This window comes from Arthrobacter sp. NPDC058130 (assembly GCF_042884475.1).
Classification (GTDB): Bacteria; Actinomycetota; Actinomycetes; order Actinomycetales; family Micrococcaceae; genus Arthrobacter.
Genome location: NZ_JBHVTV010000010.1, coordinates 1 through 19,891, shown reverse-complemented (window position 1 = coordinate 19,891; position 19,891 = coordinate 1). Strand labels below are relative to the sequence as shown.

Below are 19,891 nucleotides of genomic sequence, written 5' to 3'. Positions count from 1 at the left end.
CCCGTTGGGTGCTTGGGTTCAGGCGGCCGGCGCCGGATTCTTCGCGCGTTGCCGGAGCACGACGGCGGCTGCCGTTCCCAGCAGGAACAACGCCGTGGCGGCGCACACCGGAACCAGGAACGCCGTCGAATACCCGAAGTTCTGGGCCAGCTGCCCGGCGATCGAGGAGCCGAGCGCGGTGCCGGCGACTATGCCGCTGGCCAGGGCGGTCATGACCGTGCCCAGCTTGCCGGCCGGGGCCACGAGGCCGCCGATGGCGAACACAGTGACCATGAGCGGGCCGACGGGCAGGCCCAGAACCAGCAGCACGAGGATCATCGGCAGGGCCGTCGAGGGCAGCAACAGCAGTGGTGCGAGGCCGGCCATGAGGGCCGCGCACGCGATCCAGCGGGCGTTCACGGTGAAGCGGCGGGGCCAGTACGCGACCGAGAGGGCGGCGGCCGCGGAGCTCAGTCCCATGACTGCGTACAGCAGGCCCGCAAGCTCGGAGGTGGCAAAGCTGGCCGAGAAGGAACTCAGGGATGCCTGGGTGGAGCCGAAGAACGTGCCCATGCACACCATAGCCAGCACGGGAAGCGCGACGGCGGCCAGGGTCCTGACGCGCTGGGCCGCCGTGCGGGCGTCCCGGTGCCGGTTGCCTTCCGGTCCGGCGGCCAGCGCGGCTTCAGGCGCGGCAGCCGCGCCTGAACCCGCAGTGGCCGCGGTGGCCGGGCGCCGCGCCGCGCGGACGACCGCGTGGTGCGTGGGGTGGACGGCGAAGGCGGGGACGAGGACAACGGTCAGTGCCGCGGCGAGGGCCAGCGGAAGCCACGGCGCGAGCAGGCTCGCGAGGATGCCAACGAGTGCCGGGCCGAGCACGAACGTCAGTTCGTCTGCGGTGCTCTCATAGGACAGTGCGGTGTCCAGGTCCGTGGAGTTGGCGGCAGCGTTGGCGGCAGCGTTGCGGCCGGGCCCGGCTGCGCTGTTGCCGGGGCCGGAGGTCCGGGATGTCAGCGCCATCCAGCGGACCCGTGCCAGCGGACCGACCTGCGGGCAGCTTGCCCCGGCCACGAAGGCGGCGGCCAGCACGGGAACGGCGGCGGCCAGATCCTGCGCTCCGGGGGCGAGATACGCCGCGAGGATCAGGGCAACGATTGCCACGGTGTTGGCGATTGCGGAGACGAGCAGGACGCTTCTCTGGCCGAGCCGGTCAGCGAGGACGCCCAGCACGGGGGCACCCAGCGCGGATCCGATGCCGACGGCACCGGCCGCGGCGCCGCCCACGGCGTAGGAGCCCGTGACGGCGGTGACAAGGGTCAGGGCACCGACGGTGAGCATGGCCAGCGGCAGGCGGGCGAAGAGTCCGAGCGGGATGAAGCTGCGGCCGGCGAGCAGCGGCAGCCGTGCGAAACGGCCACCCTTGGCGGGCGCCGTGGCCGGGGACTGGGCAGTGGCCGGGGACTGGGCAGTGGCGGTGGCGGGGGCCGTGGCGGTGGCGGGGGCCGGCGCCAGCGCCGGTGCAGCGGCGGGAGGGGCGTCGGTCGAGTGAGGCGCGTCAAGAGTAGACGCCAAAGAAGACGGTGAAGGGTTCATGGTTTCCGGGTTCGCTCAATGGTGCGCATCGTCCCTCCTCCCGATGCGCGCGACCCGGTAACAGATCCATGATAGCCGACTCCGGGACGGGCAACCCAGGACGAGGGCTCAGACTCGAACGTCGTCGCTGATGTGCAAGGTGGAGCCGCTGCGGCCCTTGACCACCTGGAGCTGGGTGCCAATGCGCTGCTTCATTTCCGCCACGTGGCTCACGAGCCCGACCACCCTGCCGCCGTCGCGGAGGCCTTCAAGGGCGTCCATGACCTGTTCCAGCGCCTGGTCGTCGAGGCTGCCGAAGCCCTCGTCCACGAAGAGGGTCTCGATGTCCACGCCGCCGGCCTCGTGCTGCACGACGTCGGCCAGGCCGAGGGCCAGCGCCAGCGAGGCCATGAAGGATTCGCCGCCGGAGAGCGTGGCGGTGTCCCGGCGCTGGCCGGTCCACTCGTCGACGACTTCCAGGCCGAGGCCGGACTTCGCGCCGCGCGCGGCCTTGGCGTCGGTGTGCTGCAGCGTGTAGCGGCCCTCGCTCATGCCGATCAGGCGCTCCGAGGCCGCGACGGCCACCTGCTCAAGCCGGGCGGCGAGGACGTAGCTGTTCAGGCTCATGCGGTAGGTGTTGTCGCCTCCGCCCTTGGCCGCGTCGGCCACAGCGGCAAGCAGTGCGGCCCGGTCACGCGGTTCCCTGCCTGCTGCGGCGAGTTCCGCGTAATCACCGGCGACGCGTCCGAGGGTCCGAAGCGAGTTTTCGGCCAGTCCGGCCGCAAGCGCGGCTTCCCGGGCTGTGCGTTCGGCAGCCGCCGACTCCGTCTTGAGCAGTTCGAGGGCGGTCTCGCTGACGAGGTCCCCGGCGGCGCGCTCGGCTGCCGCCAGGGCGAGGTCTTCCCCGGCGAACAGTTCCTCGATCCTGGCGGCCTCGTCCTGTCCCGCACGGATGGCCGTTTCGAGACTAGTGGCCACCGGTGCTGGCAGCAGTGCCTCCCGTGCCGCGGACTCGGTGCCGAAGCCGGCCGCGGGAAGCGACTCTTCAAGTTGCCGGCGTGCCTCCTCGGTGCGGGCGGCGGCCTGCTCGAGGGCCGACTGCGCGGCGTCGGCCCGCTCCAGGACCGCCGTCGTTGACGTCAGGGCGGCAATGCGTTGATCGAGGGTGGCATGGCCGGCGCGCAACTGGTCCAGCGCGTCTTCGAGGACCCCGGCCTGTTCCCCGACTTCGGCGATCGTGGACTGTGTTTGGGCGATGCCGGAGGCGGCATCGGCCTGCGCCCGGTCGGCGGCGGCGGTGGCCGCTTCGAGTTCTTCAAGCCGGGCCCTGCCTGCGGCAAGGTCCGCGGCCGCGCGGCCGGCCTCATTGGCCCGTTTCTTGGCCAGGGTTGCCTCCGCGCGGGCTTCCTCCGGAGATGTGTTGCCGCCCTGCGCCGCCAGGACGGCCACGCCCTGTTGGGCGTCGGCGAGCTCGCGCCCGAGCGCGGCGAAAGCCTCTTCTGCTGTTTCGCTGGCCTCTTGCGCGGCCTTCTCGGCCTCGGCGACGGCCAGCGCGGAGTCCGCGGCGGGGGCGGGCGCCGGGTGCTCCGGGCTGCCGCAGACGGGACAGGGAACGCTGTCGAGGAGCTGGGTGGCGAGCTCGGCCGCGGCGTTCGTCAGCCGCTGCTCACGGAGGTCCAGCCAGTGCTGCCTCCGGTCCTGGTGGACGTTCCGGGCCGCGGCGTGCCGTTCCCGGATTGCCGCGCACTCGGCTTCCGCGTCGACAAAGCGGCCAACGATGGTCACGAGTTCGTCAGCAGCCGTGGCCTCCTTGGTGCGCAGCTGCACTTCCGCGGCCAGCTCCTCCAGGGGACGGAGGCCGGCGGAGATGGCCGCCGATTCCGAGCGCAGCGCGTCCAGGGCAGCGGCACCGGTCCGCCGCCCGGTTTCCAGCTCCTGGAGCTGCAGGCGCAGCCGTCTCCCGCGGTCAGTGAGTCCGATGAGCCGGGATTCGTCGGGCAGGCGTTCGGTGAGCACGGCCCGCAGGGACCGCAGCCGCCCGAGGGTGCTCCGCAGGGCTGCGCTGTCCAGCGGGGCGCGCGGGCCGGCGGCGTCGGCGGAAGCCTCCTCCGCGCCGGTGTCGATGAACTCCTGCCCGGCGAGTTCCGGATCTGCGACTGCCGCGGACCGCAACTGCCGTGCGGCCGCCAGCAAGGCCGCTTCGGCACGGTCCCCGGCCGCCGCAGCACTTTCGACAGCCCGCAGCTGGCCGCCCAGCACCTCGGCCTGGCGGTGCAGGCCCAGCGTGACGGCCTTCTCCGCCAGGACCGGGGCATCTGCGTCGGCATCTTTGCGGCGTTCTTCCGCGGCGGCAAGCCTGGCGTGGCGGTTGGCCCGCGCGGTGGCGGCCTCCAAGCGGGCGGCGTGTTCAGCGGCCTGCTTCTCGGCTGCCGCCGCGGCGTTCCGCCGCCCTTGTGCGGCGGTCGCCGCTGCGTCATCAAGCCAGGCCAGGAGGGCGTCAGGTTGGTCCCGGGCCGGGGCCCCGGCCGGGTCGAGGTCCAGCGCCGCGGTTTCTGACTCCGCCTGGGCCAGCAACAGGTCCAGCCTCGTGGTGAGGCTGGCAACTTCGGCTTTGGCGCTCTGCGCCTGCCGGGACAGTTCCTGTTCCACGGCCTCAAAGCGTTGAGTGCCGAAGAGGCTCTGCAGCAGTTCCAGGCGGTCCGATGCCTTGGAGCGCAGGAACGCAGCGAAGTCGCCCTGCGGCAGCATGACCACGCGGGTGAACTGCTCCCGGTTCATGCCCAGGACGTCGGCGATCTCGGCGCCGGCCTCATCATTCCGGCCGGATTTCTCCACCCACGCGCCGTCGATGCGTTCGCGCAGCAGTGTGTTGGCCTGCTGGAGTGTGAAACCGTTCTTGCCCCGGGCGCTCGGTTTGTCCCAGGCGGGCGCCCGGGAGACCTCGAAATGCCGGCCCTTGGCGGAGAACTCGCAGGTGACCCGCGGCTCGGCGGCGGTTTCCGCGTGGTCGCTGCGCAGCCGCTTTCCGTCCTGCCGTGCCCCGGGAACCGATCCATACAGGGCGAAACAGATGGCGTCCAGGACGCTGGTCTTGCCCGCGCCGGTGGCGCCGTTCAGCAGGAACAGCCCGTGGGCGCTGAGACGGTCGAAGTCGATCCGCTCCGTGCCGGCGAACGGTCCGAAGGCGGAAATCTCGAGGCGGTGGATCCTCACAGGGATACTCCTTCCAGGCGCACGGCTTCGAGCGCCTCGGTGAGCACGGCTGCTTCGGCGTCGGAAGCGGGCCGGCCCCGGACGTGATCGAGGAATCCGCAGCAGACGGAGAGGTCATCGTCAGCTGCGGCAAGCCGGCTGCTGTAGCTGGCCTTCGGCGCCGCGCCGGCACCTTCGGGATCGAAGCCGAGCACCAGGGTGTCGGGGAACCGTGTGCGCAGACGGTCCATCGCCTGCGCAGGGCGCGCGGCGTCCGTCAGCGTGACCTGGCAATAGGCGCTCTCGGCCCAGGCGAAGTCCTCCGATTCGAGGAGATCCTCCAGCTTGCCGCGGAGCACGGCGAGGGTCCGGGGCGCGGCCCAGAGCACTTCGCGCACGTCGCCGATGCCCGCGGCGTCGACCTCCACCAGCCAGCTGCCCTTCCGGTGCTTGGCTTCCGAGAAGGAGTAGGCCAGCGGCGAGCCGGAGTAGCGCACCGCCGGCGAAAGCTCCTGCCGGCCGTGCAGGTGGCCAAGTGCCGTATAGCCGAAGCCGTCGAAGAGATCCAGCGGGACCGCGCCGACGCCCCCGATGCTCAGATCCCGTTCGCTGTCGGAGCTGATGCCTCCGCTGGCGAACGTGTGCGCCAGGACCACCGAGTGGACGGTCCGGGTCTCGCTCCGGCGCTGCACATCTGCGCGGATCCGCTCCGTGGCGGCGCGTGTTACCTCGAAGTGGCTCGCGGCCTGGACGCCCAACTGCTCGGCGACAAGCCGGGGCTCAAGCCAGGGAATCCCGTAGATGGCCAGCAGCGGCGCAGCACCGTCCTCTGTTTCGTCCCCTAGAGCTTCCGAAAGCGGAAAGAGCACGGGCTGGTCCAGCTCGTCCAGCCGCGTGCGCAAATGCACTCCCCCGCGCTCAAGCAGCCGCGACGCGAATCCCAGCCGGATGGCGGAGTCGTGGTTTCCGCTGGTCAGGACTACTTGGGCGCCGGCGCCGGTGAGGCGCACCAGGGCGTCATCCAACAGGCCGACGACGTCCACTCCGGGCAGGGCCCGGTCGTAGACGTCCCCGGCGATGAGGACGACGTCCACGGTCTCTTCCCGGACAAAGGTCACGAGCTGGTCGATGAAGGCGCGCTGGGCATCCAGCATGCCGACGCCGTGGAAGGACCGGCCCAGATGCCAGTCGGAGGTGTGCAATAACCGCATATTCCTACGGTATCGGCTGGCACCGACACTCTTGCGCCACCACCCCGGAAGGGCGGCGGTGAGCGGTGTGGTTACTTTCCGGCCTTGCGGTCAAAGAAGCTGCGGGCCTCATCGTTTTCGACATCGTTTTCGACATCATTTTCGACACGGACAGGGGCGGCCGAGGCGGAACCGGCGGACTTCGCCTTGCCCGTGTGCCCGGCGCGGGCGCCCTTGTCGGCGTCGTCCACTGCGCCGGTCAGCCCTGTGTCGGTCACCTCGGCGTCGTCCAAGCCGGCGACGTCGAAGCCGTCCAAATCGGACTCATCCGAGTCGGCGTGCGTAAACCCGGCGCCGGCCGGGTCGGTGGTCTGCGCAGTCTGGGCACCCTGGGCGAAGCCGCGGAACACCAGTCCCGCGATGGCCGCACCAACCACAGGCGCCACCCAGAAGAGCCACAGCTGTCCGAGCGCATCCGGGCCGCTGAAAATGGCCGATGCCGTGGCCCGGGCCGGGTTGAACGGGACATTGCCGAGCGCTTGGCCAAGCTGCAGGAGCATCGCCGTCGTGAGGCCGACCGCGAACGGGGCCGCCGCCCTGGCGGGATTCCTGCTGGCCGTCGTGGCAAGGAAGACGGCCACGAGCAGGGCCGTGCCGAGGACCTCCACGAGCAGGACTCCTGCCATGGGCACCTGGATGATCGAGTGCTCGCCGAACCCGGACGCCACGGTGGCAAATGCGCCCTGGCTGTCACTGATGGTCGGCACGGTCCGCAGGACGCCGAACAGGGCCACGGCCCCGAGTGCCGCGCCCACGAGCTGGGCTCCGATGTAGGCGGCGGCTGCGGCCAGGCGGATCCGGCCCGCGATGGCGTTGCCCACGGTGACGGCGGGGTTAAAGTGGCCGCCGGAGACGTAACCGACGGCGAGCATCGCCGCTGTCAGGGACAGGCCGGCGGCCAGGGCAGCGGGCAGCGGGTTCGACTGCGGGATGGTGAACAGCGGCACGCCCAGGCCTGCGACCACCACGATCAGGGTCCCCAGCGCCTCGGCGGACAGCCGGGCGACGAGTCCCGGTCGGGGCGAAGCGTCGCTGGCGGCCGGTGGCTGGACGCCAGCGGCGGGGGCTGGCACAAGCAGGGTCATGTTTAGGACTTCCTTTGCTGGTGGCGGCGCGCCCGGGGCTTCACTTGCGGCGTCCGGCCCGCCGCTGGGTTGTGGTCCGGGTGCGGACTCGGCCGCCCGGAGAATAGGTCCGCCAGCAGTCTGCCAGCGGAATCTGGGTGTTGGCTGGATTCCGGCCTGTCCGATAGCCGGTTCAGTGCCCCAGGGACACCGCAGTCACGGCGCTGGCGGCAAGGGCCACGACGGCGGCGGCGGCCCAGCGCAGGAGCGTCGCCGACGGCGCGGCGTTGGACCGGCGGAGCTCCCGCCCGCGGACCAGCACGCACACCCCCAGGACCAGCGTGGCAGCCATGGCGACGAGCGCGCAGATACCAAGGAAATCAACGGGGCCAGTAGCGCCGCCGCGGGACCCCGCGAGCGCCCAGCTGCGCCAGATCAGCAGGTCGGTCACGATGAGGCCCAGCAAGGTCCGGCGCCAGGACAGGGATGTCCGCTCGGGCTGCAGTCCGGGATCCCGGGCCGCATCGGGTCTCACCGCGCCACCAGGATCAGGATGGCGAACACCAGGGCCGCGGCCGCGACGCCGATCGTCATCACCAGCATCACGGCGGAGAATGGCAGCTCCCGGTTGTTCCGCATGGCCGCCTCCATGAGGCCCCACCGGTGGTAGGACAGGGCGGCCAGGCCCGCGCCCAGGAACGCGAGGATGACGCACAGCACGATCCGCACGGGACCGGGAGCGATTTCCGGGGCCAGCTGGTCGATCGCCAGGGCGCCGGCAATCAGGGCCAGGGACGTGCGGATCCAGGCCAGGAACGTCCGCTCGTTGGCCAGGGAGAATCTGTAGTCCGGCGTGTTCCCGGTCTTCCGCCACGCTGGTTCGCGCATTCGATTCCTCCGCTGCCGACGGACACGCCGCCGGCGGTTGCTTCGCCTGACCGCTGGACGGGCCCTAACAGCACCCTACCGGCGTTCCGCGTCCGCCGCCCGTGCGGCATTGCAGAGTGCGGCGCGGCGCCGGGTAAATTTGAGGACATGAGCACCGAGCCCGGGACCCCTCCCGCATCAGCCCCAACACCCGGACAGCCGCACTCCCCCGCACCGGCCCACGGCTCACGCATCCTGGGCTGCCTCTTGGGCGGTGCACTCGGTGATTCGCTGGGCTACGCCGTGGAGTTCGACGACATTTCCGCGATCCGCGCCCGGTTCGGCCCCGCCGGCCTGCAGGATTTTTCCGCGCTCGGCGCCGGCAGCCCGTTCTCGGACGACACGCAAATGACGCTGTACACCACGGACGGCCTCCTCGAGGCGCTGGAATGGGCGAACGACGGTGTGGCGGCGGACATCAACGCGTGCCTGTGGCTCGCGTACCTGCGCTGGCTGGGCACCCAGGGTGTCGCAGTGCCGCCGTCGGCCCCGTTCCAGCCGCCGCGCTGGATCGATGCCCAGGACGTCCTGAAGAGCCGGCGATCACCCGGCGACGCCTGCCTGAGCGGACTCGCCACTGGCGAGATGGGCACCGTGCAGCGGCCGGTCAATCCAGAGGCCAAGGGTTGCGGAACGGTGATGCGTTCGGCACCGTTCGGCCTGATCCCCCATCTCGGACCCGAAGTGGTCTACAAGCTCAGTGCCGACGCCGCATCCCTGACCCACGGCCACCCTGCGGCGCGGCAGAGCGCCGGGGTCTTCAGCCTGCTCATCCATGCCCTGGTCGCCGGCCTCGGGTTGCGGGAAGCTGCCCAAGACGCCCTCGGGCACCTGCGCGGCGGCGTCCTGCGGAAGGGCGAAGACCCGGATCCGGACGTGGTGGCCCGGCTTGAGGCCGCCCTGCGGCTGGCGGGCGAGGCACCCGGCCACGGCGGCCTGCTCAGTCCCGAGGACCTGGTCAGCGAACTCGGCGAGGGATGGGTGGCCGAGGAAGCCCTCGCCGTCGCGCTGTACGCCGTGCTGGCCACCGCCCCCGGAACCGAGACAGAAACAGGGGCGGACTCCGGTACGGCCGGGGTTCACTCCCGGGACCATTTCCGGGCCGCAATTGCGGTGGCGGTGAACCACAGCGGGGACAGCGACTCGACGGCGTCGATCGCCGGAAACATCTTGGGGGCGTACTACGGCGAGCAGTGTTTGCCGGCTGACTGGCTTGCGGAGCTCCAGGCGCCGGAGGTCATCCGCGGCATGGCCTCGAGGCTCGCGGCCGCCACCGGCGCCTAGCGTCGCCCAACGTCACCCAGCGTCGCCGCGAACCCGTCCGTTTGGCGTCAGGTCTTCGGCATCGCGCAGCGCGGGACCGTCCCTCCGCCGTTACCTGGGCCGGCTTCTCCGCGGGACATGCCCCGTTCTGCCCCGCCCCGAGGAACATGTCCAGTTCTGGCTGTGCTCCCCCGGACATGCCCAGTCGCGCCTCGCCCCGAGGAACATGTCCATCCGCCACTGCCCGGTTACCAGGACATGCCCATCCCCGGCGGCGAGGACTGGACATATTGCCGCTATGTCCAACCGTCAGAGCATCCAGGGAACATGTCCAGTGGCAGGATCGTCGGAGTGCCCGTGAGAGATGAAGGGTGGAGCTATCCAATCAAGGGGCTATCCGTCGAGAGTGAGTGGACTGAACGCGGTTGCCGGGGGTGAAGGCACCTGGCTGGGCTCCCCCGGACATGCCCAATCGCCCCTCACTGCGAGGAACATGCCCAATCGCCCCTCACTGCGAGGAACATGCCCAATCGCCCCTCACTGCGAGGAACATGCCCAATCGCCCCTCACTGCGAGGAACATGTCCAGTCGCCCCTTCCGCGTAACCGGAACATGCCCCCTCCGCCGTCTCTGCTAGGGACATGTCCAACCTTGGCCGCCGCATCTCAGGACTTGCCCATCCGCGGCGGCGAGGACTGGACATATTGCCACTATGTCCATCCGTCAGAGCATCCCGGGAACATGTCCAGGGTCAGAACCCCGGAAGGCTTCATCGCGCCCCAGCTTCTTCGGTTCCCAGCCTCGTCCGGGCCCCAGCCTCGAGGAACTTAGGCGCGCCGGAGCGAGATGTTGTTGCAGGCCTCGCAGACGTCCTCGGGGATGAGGCCGCGGCGCTGCAGGAAGCCGAAGATGGTGCAGCCGAGGCAGAACCCGGCGAATGCTTCGAGGGATGCGGCCGCGATCAGCACGGCAAGCAGGACCCACGCCGCCGGCGCGAGGCCGGCGGCCAACAGCAACGCGGCGGCCGTCGACATGGCGGCACCCATGCCCTGGGCGAATCGCTTAGGCGGACCGGGAACGAGACGGGTCCGGCCCAGCCAGGGCGTCAGGACCTTGACCGACAGCTGGGCGAGGGGCGAGATCCTGGGGCCGAAGAGCACGCGCAGCCAGAACCCGGCGGCGATGATTGCGAGCCCCCAGCCGAAGCCGGTCAGCAGGGTGACTGCGGAAAGCAGCACAACCAGGGCGGCGGTGATGCGGGCGGAGTACTCGTTCACCGGGTTCGGGAACGCGAACACCCTCCGCCAGTCAATACCGCGCTGGGACGGCACCGACGTTGACGGCCCTGCATTCGGAGACCCTGGTTTCGACGCACGTGGTTTCGACGCACCTGATTTTGACGCACCTGATTTCGACGGCGCGGCGGGGGTCTGTGCATCCGGCAGTTCGCTCATCCGCCAAGGCTATGAGCGGGTGCGCCATGCTGGGAATGATTGTTGCGCCGTGTGACCCGCCGTGCGGCGGACACGTCAACGCATGTGGGGTCCAGGCAAGTGCAGTTCAGGCTCAGGCGGGGACGGCGGCCACGTGTCCGCCCACCATCTGCAGGAATTCGCCCTCGGACAGGACTTCGATCTGCTGCCCGCGTTCGTGCAGCTCCAGGACGCGGCGGGCCTTACCCGTGAGACGGCCGGAGCGCAGGTCCGCGGCCACAAAGCCGTCCCCCACCACCAGGACGGTGGTGCGGGCCGTGACGCGGCTTTCGGGCCTGGCGCCAAGCTCGGCGGAACGGACCTTGGCTTCCGGGCGGGGAATCGCCAGTTCGCCGGTGAAGACGACAGTCTGGCCGAACAGCGGGTGGTCCGGGCTGGCCGCGGCATTGGGCACCGGGTTGGGGCCTTCCTCGGGCCACCCGGCGGCAAACGGCCGGCGCGACGGCGCACCTGCATTTCCACCCGCGAGCGCCTCCAGCGCGGCCACGGTGGCCTTGGACAACGGGTCGCGCCGGGGGTCGAAGGCCGGCTGGCGCGACACCGCCAGGCCCAGTGACAGATACAGTTCCGCGATGCTCGCCGCCCCGTTGCGGGCGGCGATGTCGATCAGGATGCCCGCACAGGCACGGGCGTCCTCGGCGGCATCGTGGTGGTTGACCAGCGGCACGCCGGCCTCCTCGGCAGCGTACGGCAGCGAATTGGACACCAGCGAGTAGCAGCGCCGGGACAGCATCACCGTACAGACGTAGTCGTAGGCGGGTCCGGGCAACCCGGAGACCTCCAGGCCAGAGCGGATCACCCCGAGGTCAAACGCCGCATTGTGGGCCGCCAGCACGTCACCGCCAATGAACGCGCCGATCTCGGGGAACAGTTCCCCGAACCGCGGCAGTCCCGCCACCTGGTCCGGCCGGATCCCGTGGATCCTGACGTTGTGGTGGTCGAAAGTGTCATGGTTTTCTGGCGGCCGCATGAGCCAGGACGCCTCCTCCACGACGACGCCGCCGCGGACCTTGCTCAAGCCAACGGCGCACGGAGAACCGCGGAAGCCGTTCGCGGTCTCAAAGTCGATCGCCGTAAAGTCCAAACTCACGGCCCCAACTTTACCGCCCGCGGGCGACACCTCCGCACCGGGAACAACCGCCGGAGAACAACCCCCGGGACCGGCCCCCGGGGCCGGGCGGCCGCCTTCAAGTACCCTTAACGGGTGAACGTACTAGCAATGAGCGACCTCGCCGTGTCCGCCCTCGGCGGCGCCGGCCCCGTCCAGCCGCATCTGGCCTCCTTCCTGCCCGACTGGCTCAACCCGCAGGTTTTCCTGGCGAATCCAGCCTTCGCGCCGTGGGTGGTCCTCCTTGTTTGCGGCATCATCTTTGCCGAAACCGGGCTGTTGATCGGCTTCTTCCTGCCCGGCGACTCCATGCTGTTCACGGCCGGCCTGCTCGTGGCCACCGGCACCATCCAGGTCAACATCTGGGTCCTGACCGCGCTCATCATCGTCGCCGCCATTGTCGGCAACCAGGTGGGCTACCTGATTGGGTCCAAGGCGGGCCCTGCCCTGTTCAACAGGCCCAATTCCAAGCTGTTCAAGCGGGAAAATGTGGATAGCGCGCATGCTTTCTTCGAAAAGCACGGCGGCAAGGCGCTGATCCTGGCCCGGTTCGTCCCGATCATCCGCACCTTCGTCCCCGTGATCGTGGGCGTCGCGCAGATGGGCAAGCGCAAATTCTTCACCTACAACGTGATCGGCGCCGTGCTGTGGGGTGGCGGCGTCACCCTCCTCGGCTACCTGCTCGGGGACAAGGTGCCGTGGGTCAAGGACAACCTCGACATCATCTTCATCGTCATCGTGCTGGTCTCCGTGATCCCGATCGCCATCGAGGTCATCCGGGGCGCCATCGCCAAGCGGAAGTCCCAGGAGTACGGCACGGATGTCGTCGAGGAGTTCATCGAAGAGCACGAGCCGGAAGAAGAGCGCAGAACCCCGTAAGCGCCCATAGAGACAGCAGCAGACAAGGAAGGCGCCCCACCGTGTGGGGCGCCTTCCTTCGTTTAACGCCGGTCTCGCTGGCCGGCTACCTCCCGGCCAGGGCCTCGACGATGGCCGGCAGGAGCGCCCGGAACGCATGGCCCCGGTGGCTGATGGCGTTCTTCTCCTCGGAGCTGAGTTCGGCGCAGCTGCGGTCCAGCCCACTCGGCTGCAGGACGGGGTCGTAGCCGAAGCCGCCCTCGCCGCGCGGCTCCCGCAGGAGTGTCCCTTCCAGCTGCCCGTACTCCACGACCTCCTGGCCGCCGTCGGGCGTGGACCCGGGCACTGCCAGCGCCGCGGCGCAGACGAATGCGGCCCCGCGGTACTCGTCCGGCACGTCGGCCAGCTGGGCCAGAAGCAGCTGCAGGTTCGCGGCGTCGTCTCCGTGACGGCCGGACCAGCGCGCCGAGAAGATCCCGGGCGCGCCGCCAAGGACGTCCACGGCCAGTCCGGAGTCGTCCGCGATCGCCACCAGCCCGGTGGCTTCGGCCACGGCCCGCGCCTTCAGCAGCGAATTTTCCGCGAAGGTCACGCCGGTTTCGGCGACGTCGGGGGCGCCGACGGCGCCGGCGTCCACCACCTGCGTGTCGACGTCGAGCCCGGGCACCTGGCCGCGCAGCAGCTCACGGAGTTCGCGGAGCTTGCCCTTGTTGTGGGTGGCGAGGACGAGCCGCGGGGCCGGGCTGTCAGCGGCCGGGCTGTCAGCGGCCGGCACGCCGGTGGACGGCGCGTCGGTCACGGGGCCTCCGCCAGGGTGTCTCGCTGGATGGCGGCGAGCTGCTCGGTGCCCAGCAGCGCCAGGTCCAGCAGCTGGTTCAGCTCGTCGCGGTCGAAGGGTGCGCCCTCGGCGGTGCCCTGGACTTCGACGAACTTGCCGGAGCCGGTCACCACAACGTTCATGTCGGTCTCGGCGCGCACGTCCTCGACGTAGGGCAGGTCGAGCATCGGCACGCCGTCGATGATGCCGACGGACACCGCGGCGATCGTGTCGATCAGGGGCTCGGCGTTGCGGCCGATCATCTTCTTCTCACGGGCGAAGCGGATGGCGTCAGCGAGGGCCACGTAGGCGCCGGTGATGGCCGCGGTGCGGGTGCCGCCGTCGGCCTGCAGGACATCGCAGTCGAGCACGATCGTGATCTCGCCGAGGGCTTTGGTGTCGATGATGGAGCGCAGCGAGCGGCCGATCAGCCGGGAGATCTCGTGCGTCCGGCCGCCGATCTTGCCCTTGACCGATTCGCGGTCGGAACGGGTGTTCGTGGCCCGGGGCAGCATGGCGTACTCGGCGGTGACCCAGCCGCGGCCCTCGCCCTTGAGCCAGCGCGGGACGCCCTCCGTCAGGGAGGCCGTGCACAGGACCCGGGTGTTGCCGAACTCGATCAGGGCCGAACCCTCGGCCTGCTTGGACCAGCCGCGGGTGATGCTGATCGGACGCAGCTGGTCGGGAGTACGGCCGTCGGCGCGGATAACGGGAACACTGGGAGCTTGGGAAGTCATGCCTTTAGCTTATCGACTCACCCGCTGCCGCCCGCGCGGGCAGCCGCCTAGACGGTGTAGTGCACACCCGCGACGGCGACGGCCACGTCCTTGCCGAAGACCTCCTTGGCCTCGGCCATGACGGTGGTCGGGGACGTCCAGACGGGAATGTGCGTCAGCAGCAGCCGCCGCGCGCCGGCGGCGACGGCGGCCTCCCCCGCCCGCTTGCCGGTCAGGTGGACGTCCTTGATGGCGTCGTCGCGGCCTTCCTCGAAGGCCGCTTCGCACAGGAAGAGGTCGGCATCGCGGGCGGAGTCCTCAAGGCCCGCGCAGGAGTCCGTGTCCCCGGAGTAGCTCAGGATGCGGGTCACGGGCGTGCCGTCCTTGGCGGGCTCGGTGACCTCAACGCGCAGGGCATAGGCCTCCTCGACCGGATGGTTCACCGCATACGGCGTCACCGTGAACGGGCCGAGGGTCACGGGCTTGCGCTCGGACCAGTTGCTGAAGTCGAATTCCTCATGCATGCCCGGATCCAGGTCCAGGCCGTAAGCCGTGGCCATCCGGTCAGCTGTCGCGGCGGGCCCCCACACCGGAATCCTGCCGCGTCCCCAGCCGCCCGGCTTCCAGCGCACGGCAACATGGAGCCCGCACAGGTCCATGCAGTGGTCCGGGTGCAGGTGGGTGAGAAAGATGGCGTCGATGTCCTCCAGGTCCGTGTAGCGCTGGATGGCGCCGAGCGCCCCGCTGCCAAGGTCCAGGACAATCTTCCAGTTCCGTTCGCCGTCGTTGGCGGTCAGCAGATAGCACGACGCCGGCGAGCCGGGCCCCGGGAAGGATCCGGTACAGCCCACTATGGTCAGTTTCACAGCAGTGTTCCCCCGCCCGCGGAGCCGCCCACGAAGTTGGAGATCCGCGGCCGGCCCGTGACGGCCTGGGCCGCGGCAATCATTTCCGGGGTGATCCGGGCGAGGCTGCCGGTGGGGTACTGGGCCGCGACGTGGTCCACGTGGCGGACGCTGAGGACCTCGGGGCCCAGGAAGCGCCGGGCGAGGTGCTCGAACTGGGCGGCGTCGCCGGTGGCAATGAAGTTGTGTTCGGGGGCGGTGGCGTCGGTGCGTTCGAGGCCCCGGGAGGCCAGGGCCCGGTAGACGTCCTTGGCCGTTTCCTCCGCGCTGGAAACCAGCGTGACGTCCTGGCCCAGGACGAAGGAGATCACGCCGGTGAGCAGCGGATAGTGCGTGCAGCCGAGCACCACGGTGTCCACGCCGGCGGCCTTGAGCGGTGCCAGGTAGTCGCGGGCGACGGCGAGCAGTTCCGGTCCCGTGGTGATCCCCGCCTCCACGTAGGGCACGAACGCCGGGCAGGCCACAGACGTGATCTCCAGGTCCGGAGCCGCGGCGAAGGTGTCCTCGTAGGCGCGCGAGCCCACCGTGGCCGAGGTCCCGATCACGCCCACGCGGCCCGTGCGGGTGGCTGCGACAGCCCGGCGGACGGCCGGCTGGATCACTTCGATCACGGGGATCCCGTAGCGGGCCGTGTAGCGTTCGCGGGCGTCGCGCAGCACGGCGGCGGACGCGGAGTTGCAGGCAATGGTCAGGAGCTTGACGCCGGAATCCACCAGCTCGTCCATGACGCCAAGGGCGTTGGCCCGGACCTCGGCGATGGGAAGGGGCCCGTAGGGGCCGTGCGCCGTGTCCCCGACGTACAGGATGGATTCGTTGGGCAGCTGGTCGATGATCGACCGGGCCACGGTCAGGCCGCCCACGCCGGAGTCGAAGACGCCAATGGGCCGCGACCCCAGCTCCAAAGCCGGTTCGGGCCCGGTGGGGGCCGTTGCGTTATTGCTCGCTGGGGAGTCCGCAGCAGCCTCCGCCGGATTCATATTCGATGCTGAAGTCATGATTATTCGAGGATAGGGCTTCGCTTGCGGGGCGGCCATCACATTGTGGCGCGCAACTCGTGTCTCATAGGTCACACGCTTGCGCTCAGCGCCGGGCATCGAGCGAGTGCATCATGGCCTGGACCAGCGACTCCTGAAGCCAGGTGGTGAAGTTGTACACGAGGGCCAGGTAGCTTTCGACGTCCTCAGCCTGGGACCAGTCCTGCATGAGGTGGACGTTGTCCGCGTCAGCATCATCACGGATGTCGAGGCGTTCGGCGAGCACCAGCCGGACATCGTTGAGCGCGGTGGCCCAGTGACCGGCGTCGGCCTGGGTCAGCACGAGGTCGTCCCGGTCCAGGCTCAGGGCGGCCGCCTTCAGCGCGCCGATCTTGTTTTCGCGCAGCGACCGCTCCGTGTAGCGGCGGAACTCCAGGGAGGCTTCGGCGTCGTTCTTCACCACGTTCGGCAGCAGCCGCCGCAGGGCCCGGTCCGAGGGTTCGCGGGCTTCCGTGTCCAGCCCCACCAGGGCGGCCAGGGGGTCCTCGTTGGCGCGCTCCTCCGGCTCGAGCATGGAGATCACGTCGTCGAAAAGGCTGCGCAGCAGTTCCCGCTCGGCCGGCTCGAGATAGCCCCGGATGCCCTTGAGCCCGTACTTGAATGCCTTAGCCACGTTTTCCTTTGCCTTTGCCCGAACCGCTCCCGCTACCGCCGGTGGCTTTTTCCACCGTCGCCCAGAGTCCGTAGCCATGCATGGCGACGGCGTGCTGCTCCACCTGCTCCTTGCTGCCGTGCGCCACGATAGAGCGGCCCTTCTTGTGGACCTCCATCATGAGCTTGTTGGCTTTGGTCTCCGAATAGCCGAAATAGCTGCGGAACACGTAGCTCACGTAGCTCATCAGGTTCACGGGATCGTTCCAGATCACGAGGTTCCAGGGGATGTCCGGGGCCGTCAGGACGTCGCCTGACGTCACTGTTCCGGTCTGGGTGCTCTCCCGTGTGTCGGGGCCGAGCGCAACGCTGAGGGTCATCTGTCCATTCTATGGGGATGCACACTAGAGTGAATTTGTGAGTACCTCAGCTGGCTGGGACCGTCCCCGCACGTCCCTGTACACCGACCACTACGAGCTGACGATGCTGCAGGGTGCTCTGCAGTCCGGCGCGGCCCACCGGAAATCCGTCTTCGAAGCCTTTGCCCGGAGGCTGCCGGACGGGCGGCGCTACGGGATCGTGGCGGGCACCGGCCGCCTGCTGGAGGGGATCGCGAACTTCCGCTTCGGCGAACCGGAACTGGACTTCCTGCGCCGCACCAAAGTGGTCAACGACCAGACCCTGGACTATCTGGCCGGCTACAGTTTTTCCGGCGACATCTGGGGCTATCCGGAGGGTGAGGCGTACTTCCCGAACTCCCCCGTGCTGATTGTTGAGTCCACGTTCGCCGAGGCCTGCATCCTGGAGACGTACCTGCTCTCCGTGCTCAACCACGACTGCGCGATCGCCTCCGCCGCCTCCCGGATGATCTCCGCCGCCGGCACCCGCCCGTGCATCGAAATGGGGTCGCGCCGGACGCACGAGGAATCGGCGGCCGCAGCTGCCCGGGCCGCGGTCATCGCCGGGTTCGACAGCACCTCGAATCTGGAGGCCGGATTGCGCTACGGGCTGAAGACGGTGGGCACGGCCGCCCACTCCTTCACCCTCCTTCACGACTCCGAGCGTGAGGCCTTCGAGGCCCAGATCGCCGCCTTCGGGCCGGACACCTCCCTCCTGGTGGACACGTACGACGTCGAAGCGGCCGTCCGCACCGCCGTCGACCTCGCCGGCGACAAGCTGGGCGCTGTCCGCCTGGACTCCGGCGACCTTGTGGCCCAGGCCCAGTGGGTCCGGCAGCTGCTCGATGAGCTCGGCAACGACCACACCAAGATCGTGGTCACCTCGGACCTTGATGAGTTCGCCATCGCCGCGCTGCAGTCCGCGCCGGTGGACTCCTACGGCGTGGGCACCTCGCTCGTGACCGGGTCCGGGGCGCCGACGGCCAGCATGGTCTACAAGATCGTCAGCCGCACCGACGACGACGGCGAATTCGTCTCCGTCGCCAAAGCCGCCAAGAACAAAGCCAGCAAGGGCGGCCGCAAGTACGCGTTGCGCAAGCTCAATGAGCGCGGGACCGCCACCGCCGAAATCGTCGGCGTCGGCCATCACCCCGAGGACGACGGCGACGACCGCCAGCTGCTGCAGCAGTTCGTCAAGAACGGCGAGGTTCTGCCCGGATGGACCGGCCCGGAGGGGGTCCAGCGCGCCCGCCGGCGCCACGCGGAGACCATGAAGGAGCTCCCGGCTGTGGTCAACCGGCTGCAGCGCGGCGAAGCGGCCATCCCCACCATCTACGAGGAGGACTGAATGTCCCGCGCCCTGATCATTGTCGACGTCCAGAACGATTTCTGCGAGGGAGGTGCCCTGCCCGTCACCGGCGGGGCGGAACTGGCCGGCGAGATCAGCGAGTACGTTGACGCCCACCACGGCCAGTTCGACCACGTCGTGGCCACCCAGGACTGGCACATCGATCCGGGTGCGCACTTCTCGGAGGAGCCCGACCACGTGGACAGCTGGCCGCCGCACTGCGTGGCGGGCACCCGCGGGGCCGAACTGCATCCTGACCTCGATCCCGAATACATCCAGGCCTACTTCCGCAAGGGCCAGTTCGCCGCGGCCTATTCCGGCTTCGAAGGGCTGCTGGCCCCCGAGGACGACGTCCCCACCGGGGACCGCAAGCCCGGCGCCATGCCCGCGTCCGGGACCGGCACCGAGGACGGCGGCAGTGATCTCGCCGGGGGTGATCTCGCCGCTGGCGAGGACGCGATCGGGCTGGATGACTGGCTGCAGAGCCACGACGTCGAGGACATCGTAGTGGTGGGGATCGCCACGGACTACTGCGTCAAGGCGACTGCCCTGGATGCGGTCCAGGCCGGCTACTCCGTGACGGTGCTGCGCGGTTTGACGGTCGGCATTTCCGAAGACCTCGACGACGCCGTGGCCGAGATGGAGCTCGGCGGCGTCGATGTCCTCTGAGCCCCAGCGCTCTTCTCCACCGGGCCGTGTGGCCCGCAACAACTGACGGGAAAAGGCCGCCGCCACAGTAGACTCGAAATCCTTGCCCTATCGCCAGACTTGCCATATTGACCGACCCGTAGAACCCCGGAGTACACCATGAAGAAGACCCTGACCGTTCTGATTGCCGCTGGCGCGCTGCTCGGCGCGGCCGGCTGCTCGGCCACGCCGCAGCTGAGCAACGAGGAAACCTGCGCCCGGGTCAAGACCGTCGTCTCCGCCCAGTCGGCCACCTCGGACAAGGCCGGCATGAACAGGGTGGCCAACCAGCTGCGGCCCATCAAGGCGGCGGCCTCCGATGACCTGCGCGCTCCGCTGCAGACCATCATCGAATACTTCGACGAGTCGGCCAAGCCCTCCCCGGACACGGCCAAACTCGAGGAGATGAAGGCGGACTACACCGCGGCCGGCCAGGCCTACGGCCAGGTCTGCGGCAGCGGCCAGTAGCCGAAGCCTGTAAGACAAGCAGAGGGACCCGGCCATCTGAACTGGTCCCCGAAAGTTGGACTCGCAAATGCGATGTATCCACTTTAGCGGCCAGCGATCGGCTCTTTGAAGAAGTCCCCGTCCCCCTGAACTGCTCCCCGGAAGTTGGACTGAGAAATTCAGTTCTGACTCCCGGGGAGCAGTTTTTTGCATTCACATAGTTCGTTATCCGAAGAGCAGCG

At 69.4% G+C, this 19,891-nt stretch carries 19 protein-coding genes; 5 read left to right on the top strand and 14 right to left on the bottom strand.

Annotation, left to right across the window (positions count from 1 at the left end):
- Positions 1-18: 18 nt before the first annotated feature.
- From ACFVTM_RS16215 to ACFVTM_RS16190, 6 genes are all read right to left on the bottom strand, one after another.
- Entirely contained in the window at positions 19-1,572 is a 1,554-nt protein-coding gene (locus tag ACFVTM_RS16215) for an MFS transporter (RefSeq protein WP_390204639.1), read from the bottom strand.
- 108 nt (positions 1,573-1,680) lie between these two features.
- On the bottom strand, positions 1,681-4,764 hold the full coding sequence (locus tag ACFVTM_RS16210; protein ID WP_390204638.1) for an AAA family ATPase: 3,084 nt from the start codon (positions 4,762-4,764) through the stop codon (positions 1,681-1,683).
- Positions 4,761-5,954 carry an exonuclease SbcCD subunit D gene (locus ACFVTM_RS16205; RefSeq protein WP_390204637.1) on the bottom strand — a complete coding sequence of 398 codons (1,194 nt, stop codon included), beginning with the start codon at positions 5,952-5,954 and terminating at the stop codon, positions 4,761-4,763. The genes ACFVTM_RS16210 and ACFVTM_RS16205 overlap by 4 nt, the downstream gene beginning before the upstream one ends.
- Before the next feature lie 71 nt (positions 5,955-6,025).
- Positions 6,026-7,078 (bottom strand): MIP/aquaporin family protein, encoded by a 1,053-nt coding sequence (locus ACFVTM_RS16200; RefSeq protein ID WP_390204636.1) that lies wholly within the window; start codon positions 7,076-7,078, stop codon positions 6,026-6,028.
- A gap of 172 nt (positions 7,079-7,250) precedes the next feature.
- Positions 7,251-7,592: a DUF202 domain-containing protein gene (locus ACFVTM_RS16195; RefSeq protein ID WP_390204634.1), complete on the bottom strand. Its 342-nt coding sequence runs from the start codon at positions 7,590-7,592 to the stop codon at positions 7,251-7,253.
- The gene (locus tag ACFVTM_RS16190; RefSeq protein WP_390204633.1) at positions 7,589-7,945 is read right to left on the bottom strand and encodes a YidH family protein; all 357 of its coding nucleotides are present in this window, start codon (positions 7,943-7,945) and stop codon (positions 7,589-7,591) included. Before ACFVTM_RS16190 ends, ACFVTM_RS16195 begins: the two co-directional genes overlap by 4 nt.
- A 147-nt stretch (positions 7,946-8,092) precedes the next feature.
- Between ACFVTM_RS16190 and ACFVTM_RS16185 the strand changes: the two genes are divergently transcribed.
- A complete protein-coding gene (locus ACFVTM_RS16185; protein WP_390204631.1) occupies positions 8,093-9,268 on the top strand; it encodes an ADP-ribosylglycohydrolase family protein in 1,176 nt (391 codons plus the stop codon).
- An 806-nt stretch (positions 9,269-10,074) separates the two neighbouring features.
- Here the strand turns inward: ACFVTM_RS16185 and ACFVTM_RS16180 are convergent.
- On the bottom strand, positions 10,075-10,545 hold the full coding sequence (locus ACFVTM_RS16180; RefSeq protein WP_390204629.1) for a DUF4395 domain-containing protein: 471 nt from the start codon (positions 10,543-10,545) through the stop codon (positions 10,075-10,077).
- 268 nt (positions 10,546-10,813) lie between these two features.
- On the bottom strand, positions 10,814-11,830 hold the full coding sequence (locus tag ACFVTM_RS16175; protein WP_390204627.1) for an exonuclease domain-containing protein: 1,017 nt from the start codon (positions 11,828-11,830) through the stop codon (positions 10,814-10,816).
- Positions 11,831-11,959: 129 nt separating this feature from the next.
- Here ACFVTM_RS16175 and ACFVTM_RS16170 point away from each other — a divergent pair, with 129 nt between their 5' ends.
- Entirely contained in the window at positions 11,960-12,727 is a 768-nt protein-coding gene (locus ACFVTM_RS16170) for a VTT domain-containing protein (RefSeq protein WP_390204625.1), read from the top strand.
- 85 nt (positions 12,728-12,812) lie between these two features.
- On the opposite strand, the gene rdgB is transcribed toward ACFVTM_RS16170, so the two are convergent.
- From rdgB to clpS, 6 genes are all read right to left on the bottom strand, one after another.
- Positions 12,813-13,505: an RdgB/HAM1 family non-canonical purine NTP pyrophosphatase gene (gene rdgB / locus ACFVTM_RS16165; RefSeq protein ID WP_390204623.1), complete on the bottom strand. Its 693-nt coding sequence runs from the start codon at positions 13,503-13,505 to the stop codon at positions 12,813-12,815.
- On the bottom strand, positions 13,502-14,260 hold the full coding sequence (gene rph / locus ACFVTM_RS16160) for a ribonuclease PH (protein ID WP_277523194.1): 759 nt from the start codon (positions 14,258-14,260) through the stop codon (positions 13,502-13,504). The genes rdgB and rph overlap by 4 nt, the downstream gene beginning before the upstream one ends.
- A gap of 47 nt (positions 14,261-14,307) precedes the next feature.
- Complete coding sequence (locus tag ACFVTM_RS16155; RefSeq protein ID WP_390204622.1) at positions 14,308-15,105, bottom strand: MBL fold metallo-hydrolase; 798 nt, start codon at positions 15,103-15,105, stop codon at positions 14,308-14,310.
- Positions 15,102-16,139, bottom strand: a complete 1,038-nt coding sequence (gene murI, locus ACFVTM_RS16150; RefSeq protein ID WP_390204621.1) for a glutamate racemase — start codon at positions 16,137-16,139, stop codon at positions 15,102-15,104. The genes ACFVTM_RS16155 and murI overlap by 4 nt, the downstream gene beginning before the upstream one ends.
- Before the next feature lie 85 nt (positions 16,140-16,224).
- Positions 16,225-16,791, bottom strand: a complete 567-nt coding sequence (locus tag ACFVTM_RS16145) for a DUF2017 domain-containing protein (RefSeq protein WP_390204620.1) — start codon at positions 16,789-16,791, stop codon at positions 16,225-16,227.
- On the bottom strand, positions 16,784-17,149 hold the full coding sequence (gene clpS, locus ACFVTM_RS16140; protein ID WP_390204619.1) for an ATP-dependent Clp protease adapter ClpS: 366 nt from the start codon (positions 17,147-17,149) through the stop codon (positions 16,784-16,786). The genes ACFVTM_RS16145 and clpS overlap by 8 nt, the downstream gene beginning before the upstream one ends.
- A 37-nt stretch (positions 17,150-17,186) precedes the next feature.
- Between clpS and ACFVTM_RS16135 the strand changes: the two genes are divergently transcribed.
- From ACFVTM_RS16135 to ACFVTM_RS16125, 3 genes are all read left to right on the top strand, one after another.
- Positions 17,187-18,515, top strand: a complete 1,329-nt coding sequence (locus ACFVTM_RS16135) for a nicotinate phosphoribosyltransferase (RefSeq protein WP_390204617.1) — start codon at positions 17,187-17,189, stop codon at positions 18,513-18,515.
- Complete coding sequence (locus ACFVTM_RS16130; RefSeq protein ID WP_390204615.1) at positions 18,516-19,184, top strand: isochorismatase family protein; 669 nt, start codon at positions 18,516-18,518, stop codon at positions 19,182-19,184. It abuts the gene before it with no gap.
- 138 nt (positions 19,185-19,322) lie between these two features.
- On the top strand, positions 19,323-19,670 hold the full coding sequence (locus ACFVTM_RS16125) for a hypothetical protein (RefSeq protein WP_390204614.1): 348 nt from the start codon (positions 19,323-19,325) through the stop codon (positions 19,668-19,670).
- The last annotated feature ends 221 nt before the right edge of the window (positions 19,671-19,891 follow it).

Coding starts and splice junctions, on each gene's coding strand:
- ACFVTM_RS16215 (WP_390204639.1), bottom strand. CDS start 1,572: ATGAACCCTTCACCGTCTTCTTTGGCGTCTACTCTTGACGCGCCTCAC.
- clpS (WP_390204619.1), bottom strand. CDS start 17,149: ATGACCCTCAGCGTTGCGCTCGGCCCCGACACACGGGAGAGCACCCAG.
- ACFVTM_RS16130 (WP_390204615.1), top strand. CDS start 18,516: ATGTCCCGCGCCCTGATCATTGTCGACGTCCAGAACGATTTCTGCGAG.
- ACFVTM_RS16205 (WP_390204637.1), bottom strand. CDS start 5,954: ATGCGGTTATTGCACACCTCCGACTGGCATCTGGGCCGGTCCTTCCAC.
- murI (WP_390204621.1), bottom strand. CDS start 16,139: ATGACTTCAGCATCGAATATGAATCCGGCGGAGGCTGCTGCGGACTCC.
- ACFVTM_RS16200 (WP_390204636.1), bottom strand. CDS start 7,078: ATGACCCTGCTTGTGCCAGCCCCCGCCGCTGGCGTCCAGCCACCGGCC.
- ACFVTM_RS16125 (WP_390204614.1), top strand. CDS start 19,323: ATGAAGAAGACCCTGACCGTTCTGATTGCCGCTGGCGCGCTGCTCGGC.
- ACFVTM_RS16170 (WP_390204625.1), top strand. CDS start 11,960: ATGAGCGACCTCGCCGTGTCCGCCCTCGGCGGCGCCGGCCCCGTCCAG.
- ACFVTM_RS16185 (WP_390204631.1), top strand. CDS start 8,093: ATGAGCACCGAGCCCGGGACCCCTCCCGCATCAGCCCCAACACCCGGA.
- rph (WP_277523194.1), bottom strand. CDS start 14,260: ATGACTTCCCAAGCTCCCAGTGTTCCCGTTATCCGCGCCGACGGCCGT.
- ACFVTM_RS16190 (WP_390204633.1), bottom strand. CDS start 7,945: ATGCGCGAACCAGCGTGGCGGAAGACCGGGAACACGCCGGACTACAGA.